21 protein-coding genes and 1 pseudogene are annotated in these 22,253 nt (G+C 60.9%); 8 read left to right on the forward strand and 14 right to left on the reverse strand.

Annotation, left to right across the window (positions count from 1 at the left end; translation table 11 throughout):
• Nucleotides 1–207, forward strand: coding sequence for a DUF1737 domain-containing protein (locus tag ACVTFQ_RS17200; RefSeq protein WP_018901046.1), 207 nt, complete (start codon nt 1–3; stop codon nt 205–207).
• Between the two features lie 33 nt (nt 208–240).
• Here the strand turns inward: ACVTFQ_RS17200 and ACVTFQ_RS17205 are convergent, their stop codons facing one another.
• On the reverse strand, nt 241–678 hold the full coding sequence (locus ACVTFQ_RS17205; RefSeq protein ID WP_018901047.1) for a metallopeptidase family protein: 438 nt from the start codon (nt 676–678) through the stop codon (nt 241–243).
• Nucleotides 679–841: 163 nt separating this feature from the next.
• On the opposite strand from ACVTFQ_RS17205, the gene ACVTFQ_RS17210 reads away from it, so the two are divergent.
• The 5 genes and pseudogenes from ACVTFQ_RS17210 to bfr all read left to right on the forward strand — a co-directional run bounded on the left by ACVTFQ_RS17210 (nt 842) and on the right by bfr (nt 7,646).
• A complete protein-coding gene (locus tag ACVTFQ_RS17210; protein WP_313760772.1) occupies nt 842–1,792 on the forward strand; it encodes an ImuA family protein in 951 nt (316 codons plus the stop codon).
• 40 nt (nt 1,793–1,832) lie between these two features.
• Nucleotides 1,833–3,260 carry a Y-family DNA polymerase gene (locus ACVTFQ_RS17215; protein ID WP_409527955.1) on the forward strand — a complete coding sequence of 476 codons (1,428 nt, stop codon included), beginning with the start codon at nt 1,833–1,835 and terminating at the stop codon, nt 3,258–3,260.
• Nucleotides 3,257–6,706, forward strand: a complete 3,450-nt coding sequence (locus ACVTFQ_RS17220) for an error-prone DNA polymerase (protein WP_111562686.1) — start codon at nt 3,257–3,259, stop codon at nt 6,704–6,706. The genes ACVTFQ_RS17215 and ACVTFQ_RS17220 overlap by 4 nt, the downstream gene beginning before the upstream one ends.
• Nucleotides 6,707–6,800: 94 nt before the next feature.
• A pseudogene (locus ACVTFQ_RS17225) lies at nt 6,801–7,195 on the forward strand ((2Fe-2S)-binding protein).
• On the forward strand, nt 7,161–7,646 hold the full coding sequence (gene bfr / locus ACVTFQ_RS17230; RefSeq protein WP_018901052.1) for a bacterioferritin: 486 nt from the start codon (nt 7,161–7,163) through the stop codon (nt 7,644–7,646). The pseudogene ACVTFQ_RS17225 and the gene bfr overlap by 35 nt, the downstream one beginning before the upstream one ends.
• 56 nt (nt 7,647–7,702) lie before the next feature.
• On the opposite strand, the gene ACVTFQ_RS17235 is transcribed toward bfr, so the two are convergent.
• The 6 genes from ACVTFQ_RS17235 to rsfS form a co-directional block, all read right to left on the reverse strand.
• Nucleotides 7,703–8,233 carry an RNA pyrophosphohydrolase gene (locus ACVTFQ_RS17235; protein ID WP_018901053.1) on the reverse strand — a complete coding sequence of 177 codons (531 nt, stop codon included), beginning with the start codon at nt 8,231–8,233 and terminating at the stop codon, nt 7,703–7,705.
• Nucleotides 8,234–8,244: 11 nt separating this feature from the next.
• Entirely contained in the window at nt 8,245–9,441 is a 1,197-nt protein-coding gene (locus ACVTFQ_RS17240; protein WP_112436391.1) for a divergent polysaccharide deacetylase family protein, read from the reverse strand.
• Between the two features lie 79 nt (nt 9,442–9,520).
• Nucleotides 9,521–10,843: a S41 family peptidase gene (locus ACVTFQ_RS17245; RefSeq protein ID WP_047509025.1), complete on the reverse strand. Its 1,323-nt coding sequence runs from the start codon at nt 10,841–10,843 to the stop codon at nt 9,521–9,523.
• Nucleotides 10,833–12,266: a murein hydrolase activator EnvC family protein gene (locus ACVTFQ_RS17250; RefSeq protein WP_111562689.1), complete on the reverse strand. Its 1,434-nt coding sequence runs from the start codon at nt 12,264–12,266 to the stop codon at nt 10,833–10,835. Before ACVTFQ_RS17250 ends, ACVTFQ_RS17245 begins: the two co-directional genes overlap by 11 nt.
• 121 nt (nt 12,267–12,387) lie before the next feature.
• The gene (rlmH, locus tag ACVTFQ_RS17255; protein ID WP_111562690.1) at nt 12,388–12,870 is read right to left on the reverse strand and encodes a 23S rRNA (pseudouridine(1915)-N(3))-methyltransferase RlmH; all 483 of its coding nucleotides are present in this window, start codon (nt 12,868–12,870) and stop codon (nt 12,388–12,390) included.
• Between the two features lie 131 nt (nt 12,871–13,001).
• Entirely contained in the window at nt 13,002–13,442 is a 441-nt protein-coding gene (rsfS, locus tag ACVTFQ_RS17260; RefSeq protein ID WP_037112036.1) for a ribosome silencing factor, read from the reverse strand.
• A gap of 206 nt (nt 13,443–13,648) precedes the next feature.
• Between rsfS and ACVTFQ_RS17265 the strand changes: the two genes are divergently transcribed.
• Nucleotides 13,649–14,029: a winged helix-turn-helix domain-containing protein gene (locus ACVTFQ_RS17265; protein WP_047509029.1), complete on the forward strand. Its 381-nt coding sequence runs from the start codon at nt 13,649–13,651 to the stop codon at nt 14,027–14,029.
• Here the strand turns inward: ACVTFQ_RS17265 and modC are convergent.
• The 7 genes from modC to obgE all read right to left on the reverse strand — a co-directional run bounded on the left by modC (nt 14,026) and on the right by obgE (nt 21,277).
• Nucleotides 14,026–15,093 (reverse strand): molybdenum ABC transporter ATP-binding protein, encoded by a 1,068-nt coding sequence (gene modC, locus ACVTFQ_RS17270; RefSeq protein WP_111562691.1) that lies wholly within the window; start codon nt 15,091–15,093, stop codon nt 14,026–14,028. The two genes, ACVTFQ_RS17265 and modC, sit on opposite strands and share 4 nt — an antisense overlap.
• Nucleotides 15,090–15,791, reverse strand: a complete 702-nt coding sequence (gene modB, locus ACVTFQ_RS17275; RefSeq protein ID WP_111562692.1) for a molybdate ABC transporter permease subunit — start codon at nt 15,789–15,791, stop codon at nt 15,090–15,092. Before modB ends, modC begins: the two co-directional genes overlap by 4 nt.
• A gap of 74 nt (nt 15,792–15,865) precedes the next feature.
• On the reverse strand, nt 15,866–16,651 hold the full coding sequence (gene modA / locus ACVTFQ_RS17280; protein WP_111562693.1) for a molybdate ABC transporter substrate-binding protein: 786 nt from the start codon (nt 16,649–16,651) through the stop codon (nt 15,866–15,868).
• A gap of 483 nt (nt 16,652–17,134) precedes the next feature.
• Complete coding sequence (locus ACVTFQ_RS17285; RefSeq protein WP_111562694.1) at nt 17,135–17,785, reverse strand: nicotinate-nucleotide adenylyltransferase; 651 nt, start codon at nt 17,783–17,785, stop codon at nt 17,135–17,137.
• Nucleotides 17,760–19,043, reverse strand: coding sequence for a glutamate-5-semialdehyde dehydrogenase (locus tag ACVTFQ_RS17290; protein ID WP_111562695.1), 1,284 nt, complete (start codon nt 19,041–19,043; stop codon nt 17,760–17,762). The genes ACVTFQ_RS17285 and ACVTFQ_RS17290 overlap by 26 nt, the downstream gene beginning before the upstream one ends.
• Nucleotides 19,036–20,205, reverse strand: coding sequence for a glutamate 5-kinase (gene proB, locus ACVTFQ_RS17295; RefSeq protein WP_112436389.1), 1,170 nt, complete (start codon nt 20,203–20,205; stop codon nt 19,036–19,038). The genes ACVTFQ_RS17290 and proB overlap by 8 nt, the downstream gene beginning before the upstream one ends.
• Nucleotides 20,198–21,277 carry a GTPase ObgE gene (obgE, locus tag ACVTFQ_RS17300; RefSeq protein WP_111562697.1) on the reverse strand — a complete coding sequence of 360 codons (1,080 nt, stop codon included), beginning with the start codon at nt 21,275–21,277 and terminating at the stop codon, nt 20,198–20,200. Before obgE ends, proB begins: the two co-directional genes overlap by 8 nt.
• Before the next feature lie 79 nt (nt 21,278–21,356).
• Between obgE and ACVTFQ_RS17305 the strand changes: the two genes are divergently transcribed.
• Nucleotides 21,357–22,223: an endonuclease/exonuclease/phosphatase family protein gene (locus ACVTFQ_RS17305; RefSeq protein ID WP_111562698.1), complete on the forward strand. Its 867-nt coding sequence runs from the start codon at nt 21,357–21,359 to the stop codon at nt 22,221–22,223.
• Nucleotides 22,224–22,253 lie beyond the last annotated feature (30 nt).

Consider the following 22,253-nt stretch of genomic DNA (forward strand, 5'->3'; position numbering starts at 1 on the left):
ATGAAGCTCTACCGCCTTCTGACCGGCCAGGACGACGCCGCTTTCTGCCACCGCGTAACCGACGCCCTCAACAAGGGCTGGTCGCTGAACGGCTCGCCGGCCATGACTTTCAACTCGCAGACCGGCCAGGTGATGTGCGCCCAGGCGATCGTCAAGCATGTCGAAGGCAAGGACTACCACCCCGACATGAAGCTTTCCGAGCAGTAAGATTTGCTGTGGGGCGCCTGAAGAGCCCAGCGCCTAGCGCTCGGCCGCCTCTTCGGCGCTCGCCTCGATCCGCTCCATGTCGTCATCGCTGAGGCCGAAATGGTGGCCGATCTCATGGATCAGCACGTGGGTGATGATATCGCCCAGCGTCTCGTCGTTCTCGGCCCAGTAATCGAGGATCGGGCGCCGGTAGAGGCGGATGCGATTGGGAAGCTCGCCCGTTTCCAAGGTGAAGCGCTCGGAAATCCCGCGTCCCTCGAACAGGCCGAGTAGATCGAACGGCGTTTCCAGCGCCATGTCCTCGAACACCTCGTCATCGGGGAAGTCTTCGATCTCGATCGTCAGATTGGTCGTCAGCGCACGGAATTCTTCCGGCAGGTGGCTGTAGGCCTCCATCGCCAAAGACTCGAACGTGCTGATTGTCGGAGCGTGGCGATCCTGCCAATTGTCGCTCTGGTCTATGCGAGCCATAAAAGCTCCTTTCCTTTGCCGCCCATATAGAGCCTTTGCCGCTGATTTTCGAGAGCGGAATCAAGGGCAGGAATAAATTCACATCAAACGGCTGTTGACTCTTCGGCCGAGCTCTGGAATCCATAAGAACATAATAGGAACATCCGATAGATGGAGTGACGTCGTGGCACAGTCGGCCGTGGCGCGCGAGCGGCTTTTTGCGCTCCGCGAAACCATTGCAAAGCTTGAAGGAAAACCGGTGCCCGCATTGGCGGCGGCGGAAAACCAGGCTTTGGCCGACACCGTTCTCGACAAGCCGAAGAGCGAAGACGTCCTGCGCCTGCCGCTTGGCATCCCCGCTCTGGATGAGGCGCTCGACGGCGGCCTGCCGCTTGACGGCCTGACCGAAATCCGCACGACGCTGCTGCGCAATGCCGGCGCAAGCAGCGGCTTCGTTCTCGCGATCGCGGCAATGCTCCAGCATGGGCAAGAGGAAGGTGCGAACGCGCACCTGCCGATCCTCTGGATCGCCGATACGGTGGCGACGATGGAGGCCGGGCGGCCCTATGCCGTCGGCCTCAGCGATTTCGGCCTGAAGTCGCGGCTCTTCCTGCACGCCGCGCCGAAAAAGCTGGAGGACGCACTGTGGCTGGCGGAAACCGCCGTCGAAAGCGGCGTCTTTCCGGCCACCATTCTTGAGGTTCGCGGCAATCCCAGGCCCTTCGGCCTGACGGAAAGCCGTCGTCTCAACCTGCGGGCCAAGGCGTCGCGCCGCCCGCTTTTCCTGTTGCGGCAGGCAGCGGAGGAAGAGGCCAGCAGCGCCATCTTCCGCTTCCTTGCCGAACCCGCGCCATCTGCGGCGCGGCCCTTGCCTGATGGTTCGATGCTGGGCGGCAGCATCGGCAATCCGATCTTTCGCATCACCCTGGAGAAGAGCCGAAACCCGGCTCCCTTCTCCATTCTTCTGGAGTGGAACCCCCATGACCGCCGGTTTTTCCCTGTCCGCCCATCAGCCGACACTCGCTTTCCAGGCGAACGCTCAGCGCATTCTGGCACTGTATTTTCCGCATTTGCCGACCGATCGCATATCCAGGAAGAAATGGGGTCTCGCCTGGCGTTTACGCAATCGTCCTGAGACGCCGCCGATCGTCTGCTCCGGCCGCCACGCCAACACCATGCGGCTGACGGCGCTGGACGAGGCAGCCGAGGCGATCAACCTGAAAAAGAGCATGGGTGTCGCCGAAGCCCGCGCCATCCATCCGACGATCGAGGTGATCGAGGAAGATCCGGCCGCCGACCAGCGCTTTCTCGAAGGCATCGCCGATTGGTGTGACCGCTATACGCCGCTGGTGGCGCTCGACGGCAGGGATGGACTTTTTCTAGATATCACCGGCTGCGCTCATCTCTTAGGCGGAGAAAAGGCGCTCCTCAAGGATATCCTGTCCAGGCTCTTTCAAATGGGCATCGACGTCCGGGGCGCGATCACCTCCTCCCCGGGCCTCTCCTGGGCGGTCAGCCGTTTCGGCCAGGGAGGCGTGATCGACGCGGATGAGACGGAACGGGTCGTTGCCCCTCTACCGGTCGCAGCACTCCGTCTCTCGGACGATACGGTCGCAGCGCTCACCAAGATGGGGCTGAAATATATCGGCGACCTGATGGAAACCCCGCGTGCGCCGCTGACCCGCCGCTTCGGCGCAAGTGTGCTGCTGCGGCTTGACCAGATACTTGGAACGGATGAGGAGCCGATATCACCACGCCTGCCCGTCGCCAGCCTCTCGGCCGAGCGCCGGTTGATGGAACCGGTTGCTGCGGAAGAGGAGATTCTGGCCGTGACCGACCAGATCGCCCATGCGCTGAAACCCTCACTGGAGGCGCGCGGCGTCGGCGGTCGTGTTTTCGAACTTGTCCTGTTTCGTGTCGATGGCAAGGTCTTCCGCATCGCGGCCGGCACGACAAGGCCGCTGCGGGAACCAAGGCGCATCGCCGTCCTCTTCACCGAACGCCTGCAGGCTGTCCATGACGATCTCGATGCCGGCTACGGATTTGAGATTCTACGCCTCAATGTCCTGCGCCACGAAAATTTCGATACGGCCCAGAGCGATTTCGAGGGGCACCGTCAAACGGACGCATCGCTGGCCATCTTCGTTGATCGCGTTTCGGCAAGGCTCGGTGTCGATTGCCTGCAAACCTTTCAGTTACGCGAAAGCCATATACCAGAAAGGGCGGCTATTCTCGTCCCCGCGATCGACGCTTTATCGGCATCCCGAATTGAGCAAATCATTACACCACCAGCGCGCAGCGAAAGACCGGTCCGTCTCTTGCAACGGCCGGAACCCATGGATGCTTTCGCCGTAGAGGTTCCCGACGGCGCACCCGTCAGCTTTCAATGGCGCCGCATGCGCCACCGCGTCGTCAAAAGCGAGGGGCCTGAACGGATTGCTGAAGAATGGTGGATGAAAGACAAGACCGACGACAAGGATAAGCCCTCGCGCGATTATTTTCGCATCGAGGACGATCAGGGCTATCGGTTTTGGATCTATCGCGAAGGCCTTTACGGCTACGATGAAAAGCAAAGCTGGTACATGCATGGAATGCTCGCATGAACGCCGGTTTTTTCGAGATCGGCGCCAAGACGAACTTCTCCTTTCTGGAAGGTGCATCCAAGCCTGAGGAGATGGTGCTGCAGGGCACGCTCCTGAAACTGGGCGGTCTCGGCATTGCCGACACCAACTCTGTGGCCGGCGTCGTCAGGGCGCATGCCCAAGCCAAGGCGATCAAAGAAAAATACGAGCGAAAACAGCAGGGACGACTGCAGGGGGACGAGAAGCCAGAAACCGTTCTCGACCCAATTCGCTTTCAGCCGGGGGCTCGTCTCGTTTTCTCGGATGAGACCCCGGACATTCTGGCCTATCCACAAGACCGAAAAGGCTGGGGCCATCTTTGTCGCCTGCTGAGCGCCGGTAATCTGCGCGCGGAAAAGGGCAGTTGCCTCTTGCAGGAGGCCGACCTTATCGAATGGGGAGACCGGATGATGCTGGCGCTTGTTCCCAACCCATCAATCGCCGACGATACCAGTCGTCACCCCGCCTTCGAAGCCTGCCTCCAACGCCTGCGGGAGCGTTTCCAGGGTAAGTTCCACATGGCACTGACGCCCGCTTATGACGGCCGCGATAGGCGCGTTTTTTCCGTTCTTTCCATGCTGGCCGCCCGCAACCGTGTGCCTCTCATCGCCACCAACCAGCCGCTATTTCACGAAGCGGCTCGCCGCCCCTTGTCGGACGTCGTCACCTCGATACGTGAACACGTTCCAATCTATAAGGCAGGCTTCCTGTTGGCGCCGAATGCAGAACGCCATCTGAAAGACGAACGTGAAATGAAACGTCTTTTCAGGGATCATCCGGACGCGGTCATCAATACACAAAGGTTCTTCGACGGGTTGAGTTTTTGCCTCGATGACCTGCAGCACAATTACCCGGATGAAAACGACGAGGGTGAAACCCCTTACGAGACACTTGAACGCCTGACCTGGGCCGGAGCCGCCAGACGTTTTCCAGAGGAGATGAAGGAGGAAACCAGAGCGCAGATCCGCTATGAGCTGGAACTAATCAAGGAAAAACAATACGCGCCTTATTTCCTGACGGTCCACAGGATCATCATGCATGCCCGATACAAGTTACATGTTCTTTGCCAGGGCCGTGGCTCGGCTGCCAACTCGGTCATCTGCTACTGCCTGGAAATCACCGAGGTTAATCCGGAGAAGAACAAGCTTCTCTTCGACCGCTTCATGTCCACGGACCGCGACGAGCCCCCCGACATCGATGTCGATTTCGAGCACGACCGGCGTGAAGAGGTGATCCAGCACATATACCAGCGATACGGAAAGGAGCATGCCGGCCTCACGGCGGCCGTGACCAGTTACCGCACGCGTTCTGCAGGGCGGGAGGTCGCAAAGGCGTTTGGCCTGTCGGAAGACGTCCAGTCGGCGATTGGCAGTCTGGTCTGGGGCTGGTCTGACGACAAGCTTTCGGAACGCGAGGCCAAGGCTGCCGGTCTCGATACCGGAAACGTCGTGACCAACAACGTGCTGAAATATGCCTCAGAGCTTCTGAGCTTTCCCCGGCACCTCACCCAGCATGTCGGTGGTTTCGTCATCACTCGCGATCGGCTCGACGAGGTCGTGCCCATCATGAACACGGCCATGCCGGACCGTTACATGATCGAGTGGGACAAGGACGATCTCGACAATTTGAAGATATTGAAGGTCGACATTCTGGCACTCGGCATGCTGACCTGCCTGCGCAAGGCCTTCGACCTTCTTCTGCTGCATTACGACGAGAAGAAGACCCTCGCGGATCTCGGCAATGCCAAACACGAAGACGAAGAGCCCGTCTATGACATGATCTGCCGGGCTGATACTCTCGGCGTATTCCAGATCGAAAGCCGGGCGCAGATGAGCATGCTGCCACGCCTGCGCCCAAGAGAATTCTACGATCTGGTGATCGAGGTGGCGATTGTCCGGCCCGGCCCAATCCAGGGCGACATGGTCCACCCATATCTGAAGCGCAGAGAGCAGCGACGGCAAGGTATTCCGATCGACTATCCGAGCCCAGAACTGGAAGGTGTTCTTGAGCGGACACTTGGTGTCCCTCTCTTTCAGGAACAGGCTATGCAGATCGCCATCACCGCGGCCGGTTTCAAGCCGGCGGAAGCCGATCAGTTGCGCCGGGCGATGGCGACCTTCAAGCGAACCGGCACGATCGGCAATTTCGAAAAGCGCTTCATCGACGGCATGATGTCCAAGAAGATCTATTCGAAAGAATTCGCACAACAGTGCTTCAACCAGATCAAGGGTTTTGGCGAATACGGCTTTCCGGAAAGCCACGCAGCCTCATTCGCGCTGCTCGTATACGCCTCCTCCTGGGTGAAGGCCTATTACCCCGATGTCTTCTGTGCAGCCATGCTGAACTCGCAGCCGATGGGCTTCTACGCGCCGGCGCAGCTGGTCCGCGACGCCAGGGAGCACGGCGTGGAGATCCGGCCGGTCGACATCAACAGCTCGGATTGGGACTGCCTTCTGGAAGACGGACGCTTCGATGGTCGTCGGATCGACTTTCGTCATCGTGAGATGACTGATGTCATCAAGGCCAATCACGCCGTTCGCCTCGGCTTTCGCCAGGTAAAGGGGCTATCCGAGGAGGCCATACGCGAGAAGCTTATGGCAAACAGGAAGGCGGGCTATACCTCCATCCGCGATCTCTGGCTGCGCTCGAGCCTCGACAAATCCGATATCGAGCGGCTGGCGGATGCGGACGCCTTCAACAGCATCGGCCTGTCCCGGCGCGAAGCGCTATGGGCGGTCCGCGCGCTCGATGTGAAGAGCGCGGCCGAACGGTTGCCGCTGTTCGATCAGGCATCCCATCTCGACCTGCAGGTCGAGCCTGAGGCCAAGTTGCCTGAGATGCTGCCGGGCGAGCAGGTGGTCGAGGACTACCGGTATCTGTCCCTGTCGCTCAAGGCGCACCCTCTGTCCTTCCTGCGCGACGAACTGCGTGGGATCGGCATTACCCGCAGCGTCGACCTGCTCAAGGTTCCTAACGGCCGGTGGGTGACGATCGCCGGCCTCGTTCTGGTGCGTCAGCGCCCGGGCTCGGCCAAGGGCGTGATCTTCATGACGCTGGAGGATGAAACCGGTGTCGCCAATGCCATCGTCTGGCCGAAGACCTTCGAGAAATACCGCGCCATCGTCATGGGCGCCCGGCTCGTCAAGATCCGCGGCAAGCTGCAGAGCCAGAGCGGGGTGATCCATACGGTTGTCGATCACATCGAGGACATGACGCACGCCTTGGGGCTATTGCAGAAGGAGGCCAACCGCTTCGGCGTCTGCGACCGCTCGGACGAAGCGCGCCGACCGACCGCCGATCCCCGGCAGAAGAAGCTCAGCGAGACATTGGAGAAGGCGGTGATGGAAAAAAGAATAACCACGCGAGACAATCGTGGGCGGAATGAAGCCACGGCCTCGGTCATGCCGAAGGGCCGTAATTTTCATTGATTTTCAATGGCGGGTCCGTTCGGACGTTGTCGCAGGCGGAGAGCCATCCGTTTCGATTGGATCGTAAGCGAGCCGGAAGGCGAGCGAAGCGGGAGTGCCCGAATATGAATCTTTCTTGACAACAAGCGTCTTCTTTAGCAAAAAGACGATAGTCATTGTCATGTTTGGAATGAAGACGTGCTTGTCTGCAGCTGCAATTACATAACCGACACTGAAATCCGGGAGGTTATCAACAGCCTTCTCGATGAGGACTGTTGGCAGCTTATTGTCCCTGCGAAAGTCTACCACGCCATGGAAAAACGCGGCCGTTGCTGCGGTTGTTTCCCGAATGTGGTCGACATCATCATTCAGACGACCGAGGACTATCACGCCCGTCGGCACTCGACGGATGCCGAAATATTTGATTTCATGTCCCGCCTCAGAAACTTCCATGAAGAAAACAGGAGAGCGGACATTGAAAGGCGACAAAAAAGTCATCGAGCGGCTTAACGAGGCCCTCTTTTTGGAGCTTGGTGCTGTCAATCAGTACTGGGTTCACTATCGTTTGCTCGAGGATTGGGGCTACACCAAGCTTGCCAAGAAAGAGCGCGCTGAATCGATCGAAGAAATGCAGCACGCCGACAAGCTCGTCGCACGCATCATCTTCCTCGAAGGCCACCCCAACCTGCAGACGCTTGCGCCGCTGCGCATCGGCCAGAACGTCAAGGAAGTTCTGGAAGCGGATCTCGCCGGCGAATACGACGCCCGCACCGCCTACAAGAAATCCCGCGATATCTGTCATGAGGCAGGCGACTACGTTTCCATGAAGCTCTTCGAAGAGCTCCTCATGGACGAAGAAGGCCACATCGACTTCCTCGAAACGCAGCTTGAGCTGCTCGGCAAGATCGGCGAGGCCAAGTATGGCCAGCTGAACGCCGACTCCGCCGACCAAGCCGAATAATCAAGCCACAGGAGCCGGTCGCCCAGGCGGCCGGCATCCAAATCAGGTACCATCAATCAGGCGGCCGGCAATCCCGCGAGATGGCTGAACTCGCTGACCACCTGTTCGTAGACACCGCGCTTGAAGGATACGATCAGCTCCGGCAACTCCGCCATCGGCTTCCAGTCCCAGGCGTCGAATTCCGCGGAATGCCCACCCGGCGGCGGGTTGATGGCGATCTCGCTCTCATCGCCATCGAAGCGGAAAGCGAACCAGCGCTGCGTCTGCCCGCGAAACTTGCCCTTGAGCCCGATACCGATCAGCTGCGGCGGCAGATCGTAGTTGATCCAGTCCTTCGCCTCGGCAAGCAGCGTCACCGTCTTCATCCCCGTCTCTTCATAGAGCTCGCGATAGGCCGCCGTCAGCGGGTCCTCGCCCTTGTCGATGCCTCCCTGCGGCATCTGCCACAGCTGCGGTGAGCCGTCATATTCCGAATTCTCCGCCGGAATCCGGCGGCCGGCCCAGACGAGCCCGGCGCGGTTGAGGATCATCACGCCGACGCAGGGGCGATAAGGCAGATCTTCGGCTTTAACGGTCGATTGGCTCATGGTTGTCTCTGCTAGGGTTTCTTTGGATCATTGGTCAGTGCGGCGATCCCGACGATCTCGATGCCGCGCATCGCCGCTTCTTCCGTCCATTTTGAAATGGCATCGATGCTCTCGTCAAATGCCGAGGCAACGCCGATCGCCTGGCCGTTGCGCTTGGCCGCGCGCTCGAGCTCATCCAGCTTGTTGGTGATCGCGTTGAAATCCACCTGCCCGTCGAGCTGCACGTCCGCAAAGGCGTAGGGCGTCTCCGTACCCTTGGCGATCGCGGCGGTCTTCGACTGAGCCGAGGTTCCGTCGTCGAGAAACAACAGCCCGCGCTTGCCGATATCGCGCATGACAGGCTCAAGCGCATTCGCATCCGAAAGGAAACGGCCGCCCTGGTAGTTCAGCACGCCGGTATAGTTGGTGATTTCGCCCATCGCCCGGTGCAGGCTCTCGATATTCTTGGCCACGCTTTTCGACGTCAGCAACGTGTCAGGCCCAGGATCGTTCGCCGGGTAATCGAAAGGCTCCAGCGGCACCTGGATCAAGATTTCGTGGCCGGATCGACGCGCCTCCTGCATCCAGCGCTGCAGGCTGTTGCCGCTGGCGGCGAATGCGAGCGTCACCTCCTCGGGCAACTGCTGGATCGCCCGCTGCGTGCCCGTCTGGCTGAGGCCAAGACCGCTCACGACGATCGCGATCCGCGTCCCATGAGTCCCCGACCATGGCCGTGCATACTGATCCATCGGCCGGCGGCCATCGGGGCCAACGATCGGCAACCGTCCGAACGACGACGCCTCGAGCAGGGCATCGTTCGGCAGCGCGGCCATTCGCGGATCCTGGCCCACCTGCATGGCGTCGATCAGAACGGGGCCGTTTCCATCACGGGTCTTCGGGCTGTATTTGGTCACCACCGAGCCATCCCCCGTCGTCATGCGCTCGACATTGGCGCCGGAATTCGCGTCGCTGCGCGGCATGCCGTTGAGAGGCGTCGCATCGGGCGTGGCGGTCTGTTGAGTGGTGTCGGTGGGAACGGCGGAGGCCTGCTCCTTGGCGGGCGGCGTCTCGCGCTTCAGGCCATCGCCGCGAAAGGCGGTATAGACCGAAAAGCCGCCGATTAGCACGAGGCAAAGCCCGGCAACCACCCGCCCCGTGCGCAAGACGCCAGGGCGCTTGCCGCCAGGCTTGCGGTTCTGTCCAAGGGGCGCGTGCAGATCGGTATTCATTCTTCGGCTGCTTCCATCGACAGGACAGCAAAAAGGCGTCAGGCCGGATCCTCATCCGGCCTGACGCCTCATCTGATCGTTACTTGGCGCTGACGGCCTTTTCAGGGTTCGGCGGGAAAGACGGATCCGTCTTTTTGCCGCGCAGAAGGTCGAGTGCGTAGTTGAGCTGCACGTCATCCTTCGGATCCGGCGGCACGTAGGCGACGGAGCCCGAGCCTTCGTCCGTCTCGCTCTGGCCCTTGATGTGGCCGCGCAGTGCGGATTCGCCCTCGGTCACCATCTTGCCCTTCAGATCATCCGGCAGCGGCTCTTCGACCTTGATGTCAGGCGTGATGCCTGTGCCCTGGATCGAGCGGCCCGACGGCGTGTAGTAGAGCGCCGTCGTCAGGCGAAGCGCGCCGTTCTCGCCGAGCGGAATGATGGTCTGGACCGATCCCTTGCCGAAGGAGCGTGTGCCGAGAACCGTGGCGCGACGCAGATCCTGCAGGGCGCCGGCGACGATTTCCGATGCCGAAGCCGAGCCGCCGTTGATCAGAACGATCACAGGCTTTCCATCCGTCAGATCGCCAGGGCCGGCATTGAAGCGGCGGGTTTCGTCCGGATTGCGGCCACGCGTGGAAACCACCTCGCCGCGCTGCAGAAGCGCATCCGATACCTGGATCGCCTGGTCGAGCAGACCGCCCGGGTTGAGGCGCAGGTCAAGCACGTAGCCCTTGAGCTTGTCGGCCGGAACGGTCTTCTTGATCTTCTCGATCGCCTTTTCCATGTCCGGGTAGGTCTTTTCGGTGAACGAGATGATGCGGAGATACCCGACATCATCCTCGACACGCGACTTGACCGCCTGCACGGCCACGACATCGCGAACGATCGTCAGTTCGATCGGCTTGTCGGCGCCCTTGCGGATCAGCGTCAGCTTGATCGGGGTGTTGATGGCACCGCGCATCTTCTCGACAGCGTCTTCAAGCTTCAGGCCACGAACAGACTGTCCGTCGATTTCCGAGATATAATCGCCCGCGAGAACACCTGCCTTGGCGGCCGGCGTATCGTCGATCGGCGTGATGACCTTGACCAGCTCGTCTTCCATCGTGACTTCGATGCCGAGACCGCCGAACTCGCCCTTGGTCTGGGTCTGCATGTCCGCCGCGTCCTTGGCGTTCATGTAGCTCGAGTGCGGGTCAAGCGACGACAGCATGCCGTTGATGGCATTTTCGATCAGCTTGTCCTCAGCCGGCGGCGTCACATACTGGGCGCGAACACGCTCGAATACGTCACCGAAAACGGACAGTTCCTTGTAGGTGGACGCCCCCGCCGCTTCCGCGGGCACACCGGCGGAATAGATGACGCTCATGGCCGTCGCACCCATCAATGCGCCAACCAGAACAAGAGAAGCCCTACGAATCATTGCGTGCCTTTCCGGTGTCTTTGGCGGTCCACCATGGTCGGGAATCGACCGGCTTTCCGTCTTTTCGAAATTCAATGTAAAGCGTTGGTCGGTTTGTTTCCAGCGCCAATGCAGTCGCACTGGCCACTCTTTTCGCACCCATCACCGCAAGCGGTTCGCCGGCGAAAACAAACTTGCCCTGCCGCGCGTTCATGGTCTCCATTCCGGAGAGAACCAGGTGATATCCGTCGCCGGCATCGAGAATGATCATCTGCCCATAGCTGCGAAACGCGCCGGCATAAACGATCAGACCATCCGCCGGTGCGGTAACCACCGTCTCCGGGTTGGTCGCCAGCGTCATACCCATCGCCTCATGGCCTGTTCCATCGGCATCGCCGAACTGGCGCAGGATGTCGCCGGCAACGGGCAACTCCAGCTTAGCCTTCAATTCTCCGAACGGATATGCGGGCGCAATGCGGTTTTTATCGGGCACCCCGCTGTCCGCCAAAGCCTTGGCCTGCGCGCGCTGTTCATCCGTCAGCAGCCTGCGATTTTCCTCCGCCTGGCGCGCCGCGGCGGTCGCCTGGCGAACGGATGAAATCTCGCTTTCCATCGACGCCACAAGGCTCTCCAGGCTCGTGGCCTTGCCTGCGAGTTCCTCGGAGCGCTGTCGCTCGGCATTGAGCTCGGCTGTATTGCTCCGGCTCAATTTCTCGTTCTCGGCGAGAAGCAAATCCATGCGCCGCTCTTCCTCGAGGCTGTTGGTCATCGTCGTCGTCAAGCCGGCCTTCTCGGCGGCACTTGCGGCCTGCAGCGAGGCCAGGTTGCCGAGATCGGCGGCGAGTTTATCCGTCTCCTTGCGGATGCCGGGAACGACGGCACCGAGCAGGATGGCGCTGCGCACCGAGGCAAGCGCATCATCAGGCGTCACCAGAAGCGCCGGCGGCGGGTTGCGTCCCATCCGCTGCAGTGCCGCGAGCACCTCGGCCAGCAGCCCGCGCCGCTCGTGTAGCGACTGGCGAACCGCATCTTCCTTCACGCCGAGATCGGCAAGCTTCTTCTCGCTCTCCAATATCTGCTTTTCCAGCGACTTGCGCCGCGCCGCGGAATCGATCAGCGCCTGGCGAACACTGCTGGTGCTCTTGTCCAGATCCTCGATGCTCTTCTGCAGTTCCGCGACCTTGCTCGAAGAGAGATTGATGGTCTTCGACAGCGCATCCAGCTCGCTGCGCGTCTGGTCGCGCTTCTTTTCCAGTTCGACGGCCGGATCAGGTGCCGCAGCCGCAACGGGCGCGCTTGTCGACGGCGAGTCCGGTTGCGCGGCGGCCGGCTGCTCCTGCGCCAGAGCGGACACCCACCCGGACACGCCGAGAACCGACGCGGCAAGGCCAGCCACGGCAACCGACAAGATCACATAGTTTCGCTTGGATGCAGGTGTCGGCATGCCGATCGGTAAATCCTCTTAAACCGCGCGAAGATTAAGCTGATTTGACCGTCTTTGCCAGAAAGATTGAGGCCTGCCGCCCGCTCGCGCAAGACACACCTGCGTGAATGATCGTGAGCGCTCAGACACGATGATAGGGATGGCCGGAGAGGATCGTCACGGCGCGATAGAGCTGCTCGGCGATCAGCGTGCGAACGAGTTGATGCGGCCAGGTCATCTTGCCCAGGCACAGCGTTGCGTCGGCCCGATCGTAGAGCGCCGGATCAAGCCCATCGGCGCCGCCGATCGCGATCAACATGTCGCGCTTTCCCTGATCGCGGTAATTCCCGAGAAGAGTGGCGAAACCTTCGCTATCGAGCGCCTTGCCGCGTTCGTCGAGGAGAATGAGGATACTTCCCTCCGCCAGCGACTTCTGAAGCATGCCGGCTTCCTCGCGCTTGCGCGTATCGGCATTGGAGGCGCGACTTTCGGCGACTTCGACAACGCGGGAGAATTCGAGGCCGACGGCGGGACCGGCCTTCGCGAAGCGGTCGAAATAACGCGCCGCAAGATCCTTCTCTGGGCCGGATTTGAGCCGCCCCACGGCAAAAAGACCAACGCGCATGTGTCCGCTCCTGCTATCAGGCCTTTCGCGGCTCAAAGGTGCCGCAGGCCGGGGCTAAAGCACCGCCGGCCCAATCAGATCCATCTATCAGGCGCCGGACGCAGCGTCCAGACAGCCTGCCGGCTGGAGTATCAGTGCAGCGTCTCGTCCAGATCGGGAGCCTGCCACATCTTTTCGATGTTGTAGAACTCGCGAATTTCGGGACGGAAGACATGCACGATAACATCGCCGGTATCGATCAGAATCCAATCGCCGGCATCCTGGCCTTCGACCCGGGCGGAGCCGAAGCCCTCATCCTTGAGGTCGCTGAGCAGGTGATCGGCAATGGCCATGACATGGCGGCTCGAGCGGCCCGAGACAACAACCATGAAGTCGCCGAGCGCCGATTTTCCGGCAATGTCGATGGAAACGATATCTTCAGCTTTGGAGTCCTCGAGGCTGACGAGGACGGTGTGCAGGGCGCGGGCAGCGGCATCAACGCCACGTTCCGGGCTCTTCGGGACAACGACTTTCGTGCTTCCCTTTGCGTGTACTGTTGTCAGTGCTTTCCCTTTCTCGGAATGACAAAGCATGCACATCACTGATTTGGCGAACCAAATCATGGTTAAGATAGGCACCGAACCATAAATGTTTCAAGACGCCCGCGATCACAAAGCATGAATGCCGGATTTGGCGCGGCAGCAACGGATGGCTCAGCCTCAAGTGCATCCTGCCGGGCTGTGTACAGTTGCCGTCGCCCTCAGTAAAGTGATGCTTCGTCCCAGTGCGAAGATTGCAAATGAAAAACACCTTAGAAAACACGCTTGTCCCGGTCCTTCGCATCAGCTTCCCGCATGAAGACCGCCTTGGGCACGGCAAGATGGAACTGCTGGAGCACATCAAGGAGACCGGCTCGATCTCCGCCGGCGGCCGTGCGATGGACATGTCCTATCGGCGCGCCTGGCTGCTGGTCAGCGAAATGAACCGGATGTTCAAGCATCCGGTCGTGGAATCGCAGCGAGGCGGCCAGAAGGGTGGCGGCGCGGCGTTGACTGAATTCGGCGAGGAACTGCTGGCGCGTTTTCGGCAGATGGAGCAAACGATCCGGGTGACCCTGGCTGACGACCTCGCCTGGCTGGAGAGCAACCGCTTGCTCGATGGCGCCGAGCCAACAGCCTAAGGCTCCAGCGCAACCGTCTTGATGATGGCGAACACCGGCATGCCCTCGCGCAACGCCATGCGCTCCGCCGAGAAACTGGTGATCCGCGACAGGATCGCGTCACCGCCGCAATCGACCGTCACGTCTACGGTCGCATCGTCGGACGGTGTCGCTGCCAGGATCGTACCTTCAAGCACGTTGAGCGCGCTGAGGCCATTCGGCCGTTCGGTGGCGAGCATCACATCGCGAGAGGGAATACGGACACGCACTGCCTTGCCCGGCGCAAGACCGGCATCTGGCACATGCAGCCGCACGGTCGCCATCGCAACGGTGGCGAGGCGATGCCGCTCGTCCACGGCCTCCACACGCCCCTGCAATAGGGCACCCGCCTCGCGCCGATCAAGCGACGCAGCGGGCAGGCTGAGTACCTCGGTTGCCGTGCCAATGGCCTTAACCCGGCCTTCCTGCATGACGACGACCTGATCGGCAAGCCGCGCTACTTCGGCCACCGAATGGCTGACATAGACGATCGGAATATCCATCTCGTCGCGCAGACGCTCAAGGAACGGCATCACCTCCGCCTTGCGCGCTTCGTCGAGCGCAGCAAGCGGCTCATCCATGAGAAGCAGGCGCGGTGAAGACAGAAGCGCGCGGCCGATCGCCACCCGCTGCTTTTCGCCGCCGGACAGGTGCTCAGGGCTGCGGCCGAGCAACCTTTCGATATCGAGCAAGCCGACGATCCGCTCAAAGCTCTCCCGTGGCGCCCCCTTCGGCGCGAACCAGCGGCCGTAGGTCAGGTTCTGGCGCACGGTAAGATGCGGGAAGAGCCGTGCTTCCTGAAACACATAGCCGAACCGCCGGCGATGCTTGGCGACGAAGATGCGCTTGGCGGTATCGGTCAGGATCTCGCCGTCGAGGCTGATTTGTCCGTCGTCGGGCCGTGTCAGCCCGGCGATCATCCGGATCATCGAGGTCTTGCCTGAGCCCGAACGGCCGAACAGCGCGGTAATCCCGCGCTCCGACGTGAACCCCGCCTCGAGCGAGAACGCGTCAAACCGATGCTTTGCCTGGACAACGAGCGTCATTGCGGATCGATCCTCCGCCCGATGAGACGTGACAGGAATTCGGATGCGAGCAACGCGGCCATGGAGATCGCCACAGCAACCAGGGTCAGCCGCAGCGCTCCCGCATCCCCGCCCGGAACCTGCGTGAAGGAATAGATCGCGGCTGACAGCGTCTGCGTCTCGCCGGGGATATTGGAGACGAAGGTGATCGTCGCGCCGAACTCGCCCATCGCCTTGGCGAAGGCCAAGATCATGCCGGCGATGATGCCGGGCAAGGTGAGGGGCAGCGTCACCGTCAGGAAGACCCAGAACGGGCTGGCGCCGAGCGTGCCGGCGGCCTCTTCAAGTTTGCGGTCGATCGCCTCGATGGAAAGGCGGATGCTGCGCACCATCAACGGAAAGGCCATCACGGCGCAGGCCAGTGCTGCCCCCGTCCACCGGAAGGAGAAGACGATTCCGAAATATTGATCGAGAAAGGCGCCGATCACCCCGCGCCGGCCAAACAGCACGAGCAGGATGAAACCGGTGACGACGGGCGGCAGGATAAGCGGCAAATGCACGATGCCGTTGAGAATGGATTTGCCCCAGAAGCGTCCCCGCGCCAGAAGCAGCGCGACACCGATGCCGAAAGGCAGGCTTGCCAGCATTGCAACGATCGACACGCGCAGACTGAGCATGATCGCCGTCCATTCGTCACTGCTCAGACCAAGTGCTTCCAAATGCAATGCTCCTGAAAAAACGAAGGCCCACCGTGGCGGGCCTTCAGGCTAGGCAGTTGCGTATAAAACCGCAATTATTTCAGGATGGTGAAGCCCTGTTCGGTGAAGAAGTGCGCTGCCTTCTCCGACTTCAGGAAGTCGAGATAAGCTGCCGTATCGGCATTCTTGCTCTCGGACAGGATGGCGATCGGATAGGTGATCGGCGGGTGCGAGTCGGCGGGGAAGGTACCGGCAACGGCAACGCCCGGATCCGCGTTCACGTCGGTCCGGTAAACGATGCCGAACGGCGCTTCGCCGCGCGAGACCAGCGCCAGCGCCGCACGCACGCTTTCAGCGCCTGCGACCTTGCCTTCGACCGACGACCAGACGCCGAGCTTTTCAAGCGCTGCCTTGCCATACTTGCCGGCTGGTACCGACTTAACTTCGCCCATGGCGAGCTTCCCGTCGCCGAGCAGGCCGGCGAGATCGAAGCCCTGCTTGATATCGACGGGCTTGACCTTGTCCTTGGCGGCAACGAGCACGATGCTGTTGCCGAGCAGGTTGGAGCGGGTGTCCGCCTTGATCAGGTTCTTCTTGGCGAGATAATCCATCCAGTCGAGGTCGGCCGAAATGAACACATCCGCAGGCGCGCCGCCTTCGATCTGCTTTGCCAGAGCGGAGCTCGCCGCATAGGAGACGACAGCTTCCTTGCCGCTTTCCTTGGCCCATTCCGCATTGGCCGCATCAAGTGCATTCTTCATGCTTGCGGCGGCAAAGACCGTAACCTTTTCAGCGGCGACGGCTGTGCCGGCGGTTGCGCCAAGCCAGATCGCGGAGACCGCGACAGCTGCGAATTTCACCCATTGACGACGATTGTGCATATTGTTTCCCCAACACTTCGAGATGTTTGGAGAGATATAACGGAACCCAGCCATTGACCAGCGCTATATTCAGCCGAACGCAACGCATCGCGTAACACTTGATGAAGATAGCTTCACGTGTTCGTGAACCATGGCGGAAACGCCGCTGCGACGCAACATAGGTGGCTGGTACCGACCAGTAATGAACGGCTAAGCGACGCCAAAACAAGAGAATTCACCAGAAAATGCCAACAAATTGAGCACAGCGATGGGTGCGACACTTAAACACATGTCAGAAATGCATTGCTGCGATGCACCAATTTCGCTTTTCTTTCTGTGATACTCATCATACAACCTCCTCATCGGACAGCGATCTCCTCCTCCCAAGCTGTCCGATAACGGATCGGCAACACTCCTCCTCCCAGTTGCCGGTCAAGTTTTAAGCCCGACGGATCCTCCCCCGTCGGGCTTTTCATTTTCCAGCTTGATATTGAGATAAATGAGCTAAGCGCCTTTTTGCGCGCGGATCGCTGTCGAGCTCAGTCGCGATCTCGGCCCGTGGATGAATGTCCAGGCAGGCGCCGGCTTCTTCCAGAGCGCTCTCGAATCATCCTCGTCGACACGCGCGAAGTCGAAGGTCTTGGCCATCTTCGATGACAGGAATGACAGCGTTGCACCCGGCCGGTCGATAACGGCGATCGGGAACATGCGGGCGATATCCTGCCACCGCTGCCACCGATGAAACGTCTTCAGACTATCGGCGCCCATGATCCAGATGAAATGCACATGCGGATTGCTGATCTTGATCCGCGCCAACGTTTCCGCGGTGAAGGTCGTACCGAATTTCTTCTCGAACGCGGTGACCTTGATAGCCGGATGCTTGGCAAGCTTTTCGCTGAGCCGCACCCGCTCCGCCAGAGGCAAAAGCTGGCTCGGATCCTTTAGGGGATTGCCGGGAGTGACCATCCACCACAGCTGATCGAGACCAAGCCGCTTGATCGCGATCTCCGCCACCAGCGCATGACCCTGGTGCGGCGGATTGAAGGAACCGCCGAACAGACCGACCACCATGCCCCGCTCGGCATGCGGCACGCGAAGATAGCGTCGGTCCAATTCGTCGTTGATCACATCAGGTCCGGACTTGGCCGGTGCCATGCACGCGGTATTTGAACGAGGTCAGCTGCTCGACGCCAACGGGGCCTCGCGCATGCATCTTGCCGGTGGCGATGCCGATCTCCGCACCCATGCCGAATTCACCGCCATCGGCAAACTGCGTCGAGGCATTGTGTAGCAGGATGGCGGAATCGACCTCGGTGAAGAAGCGCTCCACGACGGCTGGGTCTTCGGCGATCACGGCTTCGGTATGGTTCGACGAATAGGTCTGGATATGCTTGATCGCACCATCGATGCCATCGACGACAGCGACCGAGACGATCGCGTCGAGATATTCCGTGGACCAGTCTTCCTCGGTCGCCACCTTCGTTCCAGGCGCCGCCTTCACAACGCTTGAAGAGCCGCGAACTTCGCAGCCGGCATCCGAGAGAACATCGAGCAGCGGAACGAGATGCGTGTCGCTGACAGCGCTGTCGACCAGAATGGTCTCGACGGCACCGCAAATCCCCGTCCGCCGCATCTTGGCGTTGACGACGATCTCCTTGGCCATGTCGAGATCGGCGGATGCATCGACATAGATATGGCAGAGCCCTTCCAGATGCGCGAAGACGGGCACCCGGGCTTCGTTCTGCACACGCGCGACAAGGCTCTTGCCACCGCGCGGGATGATCACGTCTATCGCTCCACCCAAGCCGCGCAACATGGCACCAACCGCCGCGCGATCCGTTGTCGGAACGAGCTGGATAGCATGCTCTGGGAGCCCGGCAGCCTTCAGGCCGCGCACCATGCATTCATAGATAGCCTTCGATGAACGACGCGAATCCGAGCCGCAGCGCAGGATAACGGCATTGCCCGCCTTGACGCAGAGCGCACCGGCATCCGCAGTCACATTCGGGCGGCTTTCGAAGATAACGCCGATCACGCCAAGCGGCGTGCGCACGCGCTCGATCTTCAGGCCATTGGGACGATCCCAGGCGCTGACCACCTCGCCAACGGGATCCTTCAAGGAAGCGATCGCGCGAATGCCATCGGCCATCTCCGCGACGCGCTTGTCGGTGAGCGTCAGCCGATCGATGAAGGAGGGCAGCATGTCGGAACCCGCCGCATCCTCGAGATCCCGCGCGTTTTCAGCGAGGATCTGGTCCTTGTCCGCCAGGATCGCATCAGCCATGGCATTCAGGGCGGCGTTCTTGGCGTCGGTCGAGGCGAAGGCCAACGGTCGCGCGGCAGCCTTGGCCTTGCGGCCGATGTCATTCATCAGCGCGTCAATGTCAGGGCTTTGCACGACTGTATCAAGCATGGGCGGCGTCCTTCTTCTGCCTTTCCAATTTCGAATTGATTTGCGAGGTCATGACCATGTCGTCGCGATGGATCATCGCGGCGCGCCCGGCATAGCCGAGAATGGCCTCGATCTCGCTGGACTTGCGGCCGGTGATCTGGCGCGCTTCATCGGCGTCATAGCCCGCCAATCCGCGCGCGATCTCCCGGCCATTGGGCCCGATGATCGCCACCGTATCGCCACGGCTGAACACACCGACGACCTTGCGCACGCCGGCGGGCAGCAGGCTCTTGCCACCGCCTAGCGCCGTCACCGCGCCGTCATCGACATGGAGCTCGCCAGCCGGCTGCAGCTGACCGGCGATCCAGGTCTTGCGCGCAGTCACGGGCGTTCCCGAAGGCGCGAACCACGAGGACCGCGCGCCGTTTTCGATCGCAGACAGCGGACTGTCGGTCTTGCCGGAAGCGATGATCATCGCGCAGCCAGAGGTCGTCGCGATCTTGCCGGCATCGATCTTGGTTCGCATGCCGCCACGCGACAGCTCGGATGCGGCACCGCCAGCCATCGCCTCGATCTCAGGCGTGATCTCGGCGATCGTTTCCAGGAACTGCGCATCCGGGTCGAGATGCGGCGGAGCGGTGTAGAGGCCATCGATATCAGAGAGCAGGATCAAGAGATCAGCGCCTGCCATCGTCGCGACACGCGCCGCCAGACGGTCATTGTCGCCATAGCGGATTTCGCTGGTGGCAACGGTATCGTTCTCGTTGATGATGGGAACGGCGCCGATCTTCAGCAGCTGGTTGATCGTCGCGCGCGCATTGAGATAGCGGCGGCGTTCTTCCGTATCGCCAAGCGTCAGCAGGATCTGGCCGGCGACGATGCTGTCCCGCGACAGGCTCTCTGACCAATCGCGCGCAAGCGCGATCTGGCCGACCGCGGCTGCGGCCTGGCTTTCCTCGAGCTTCAAAGCGCCCGAGGGCAGATCGAGAACCGAGCGCCCAAGCGCGATGGCGCCAGAGGACACCACAAGCACGTCGACGCCCTTGTTTTTCAACTTAGCGATATCGGCGCACATCGCGTCCAGCCAGCTCTTCTTCAGGCCGGTCTTGCGGTCGACGAGCAGCGCGGAGCCGATCTTGATAACGATGCGCCGGTAGCTACCCAGCGCCTTCTGCCTAGTCATTGGCCTCGTCCTCGTCGGCGATAATATCGCGATGACGCACCTTCAGCGCTTTGGCCGGCTTTTCAAGAATGTTCGCTTCGGCATTGGCCTCGACGATGATATCGCGCAGCGCACGCAACACTTCGGTCATGCCCATGCCGGTTGCCGCCGAGATCTGGAAGGGCGTGCTGCCGCAGGCTTTGGCCAGTTCCTTGGTCTTCTTCGTCAGCGTTGCCTTGTCGAGAACATCGATCTGCGACAGCGCCACGATCTCCGGCTTGTCACCGATCTCGTCGCTATAGGCTCTGAGTTCGTGCTTGACCGTCTTGTAGGCCTTGCCGACATTCTCTTCCTGCGCGGACACGAGATGCAGCAGAACGCGCGTGCGCTCGACATGGCCGAGGAACCGGTCGCCGATGCCGACGCCCTCATGGGCGCCTTCGATCAGGCCGGGAATGTCGGCAAGAATGAATTCGCGCTCATCGATCGTCGCAACGCCGAGATTGGGATGCAGCGTCGTGAACGGATAATTGGCGATCTTCGGGCGTGCGCGGGTAACGGCCGCGAGGAACGTGGACTTGCCGGCATTCGGCAGGCCGACCAGACCGGCATCGGCGATCAGCTTCAGACGCAGCCAGATCGTCTTTTCCTCGCCCTCAAGGCCAGGATTGGCCCAATCCGGCGCCTGATTGACCGAGGTCTTGAAGTGCGCGTTGCCAAAACCGCCATTGCCACCCCGGGCGAGGCAATAGCGCTGCCCCTCTTCCGTCAGGTCGCAGATCAGCGTTTCCTGGTCTTCCTCGAAGATCTGTGTGCCGACGGGCACCTTCAGCGTCACGTGCTCGCCATTGGCGCCGGTACGGTTGCGGCCCATGCCGTGCGTGCCGATCGTCGCCTTGAAGTGCTGCTGGAAGCGGAAATCGATCAGCGTGTTGAGACCATTGACGGTCTCCACCCACACGTCACCACCGCGTCCGCCATCACCGCCATCAGGCCCGCCGAACTCGATGAACTTCTCGCGCCGGAACGACACGGCACCCGCGCCGCCGCTGCCGGATTTGATATAGACCTTTGCTTCGTCGAGAAATTTCATTTTACTTCCATCATTCGGTGTCATTGGACGCCCGTCTTGGCCTGATCGATATAGGCCGTTCAGCCGGAGGTCAAAGATTATCGTTAGGTTTGCGAGCTATAACATACAGTACGGCTTCGGTCTCGACGGCACGTACGATCTGAAACGAATCGTCGACAGTCTTGCCGGCGCCGACATCATCGCGCTCCAGGAAGTCACCCGCGGCTTCGCGCGAAACCGATATGCCGACATGGTCGCCGATCTCAGCGCCCTGTTTCCCGACCATTTCTGGGTCTACGGACCGGGCTGCGACCTTCATGTCGCTGAAATTGACGGCCGTCCCGCGCCGCGCGGCATGCGCATGCAGTTCGGCAACATGGTCTTGTCGCGCTGGCCGATCCTGTCGACCCGCACGCTGCTTCTGCCGCGCAGCAGGACGCTCACCAAGCTCAACCTGCAACGAAGCTCCACCGAGGCTGTCATCGACCTTCCCGGCGGCGCAGTGCGCGTCTACTCCGTCCATCTCGATCACGTCTCCAGCGACGAGCGCATCCGCCAACTCGCACATCTGAACGACCGCATCAACGCCTTCGCCCATGAGGGCGGATCGCTGACCGGCGCCCGCGAGTTCGAGATCGAGGAGCTTCCGCTGCCCGAAGACTATCTCGTCATGGGCGACTTCAACATGCTGCCGGAATCGCCCGAATACTGCGCTTTCGCGGGCCGGAAGGACGGATATTACGGACGCACGGCACGCATCGGCACACCTGTCGACGCCTTCGAGGCGCTCCGCGCCTATCAGCCCGACAGCTACAGCTGGATGGATCCCGCAAATCATGGCAAGCGCATGCATCTCGATTACGTCTTCGTCAGTTCTGGCCTCGAAAGCCGGCTAAGATCCGCACGGATCGACACGTCGGCCATGGGGTCCGATCACTTCCCCGTCTGGGTCGAGATCGACAATTGAAGAAGGCGCCCCGATCAGTGTGGGGCGCCT

Source organism: Rhizobium sp. O111 (assembly GCF_055616315.1).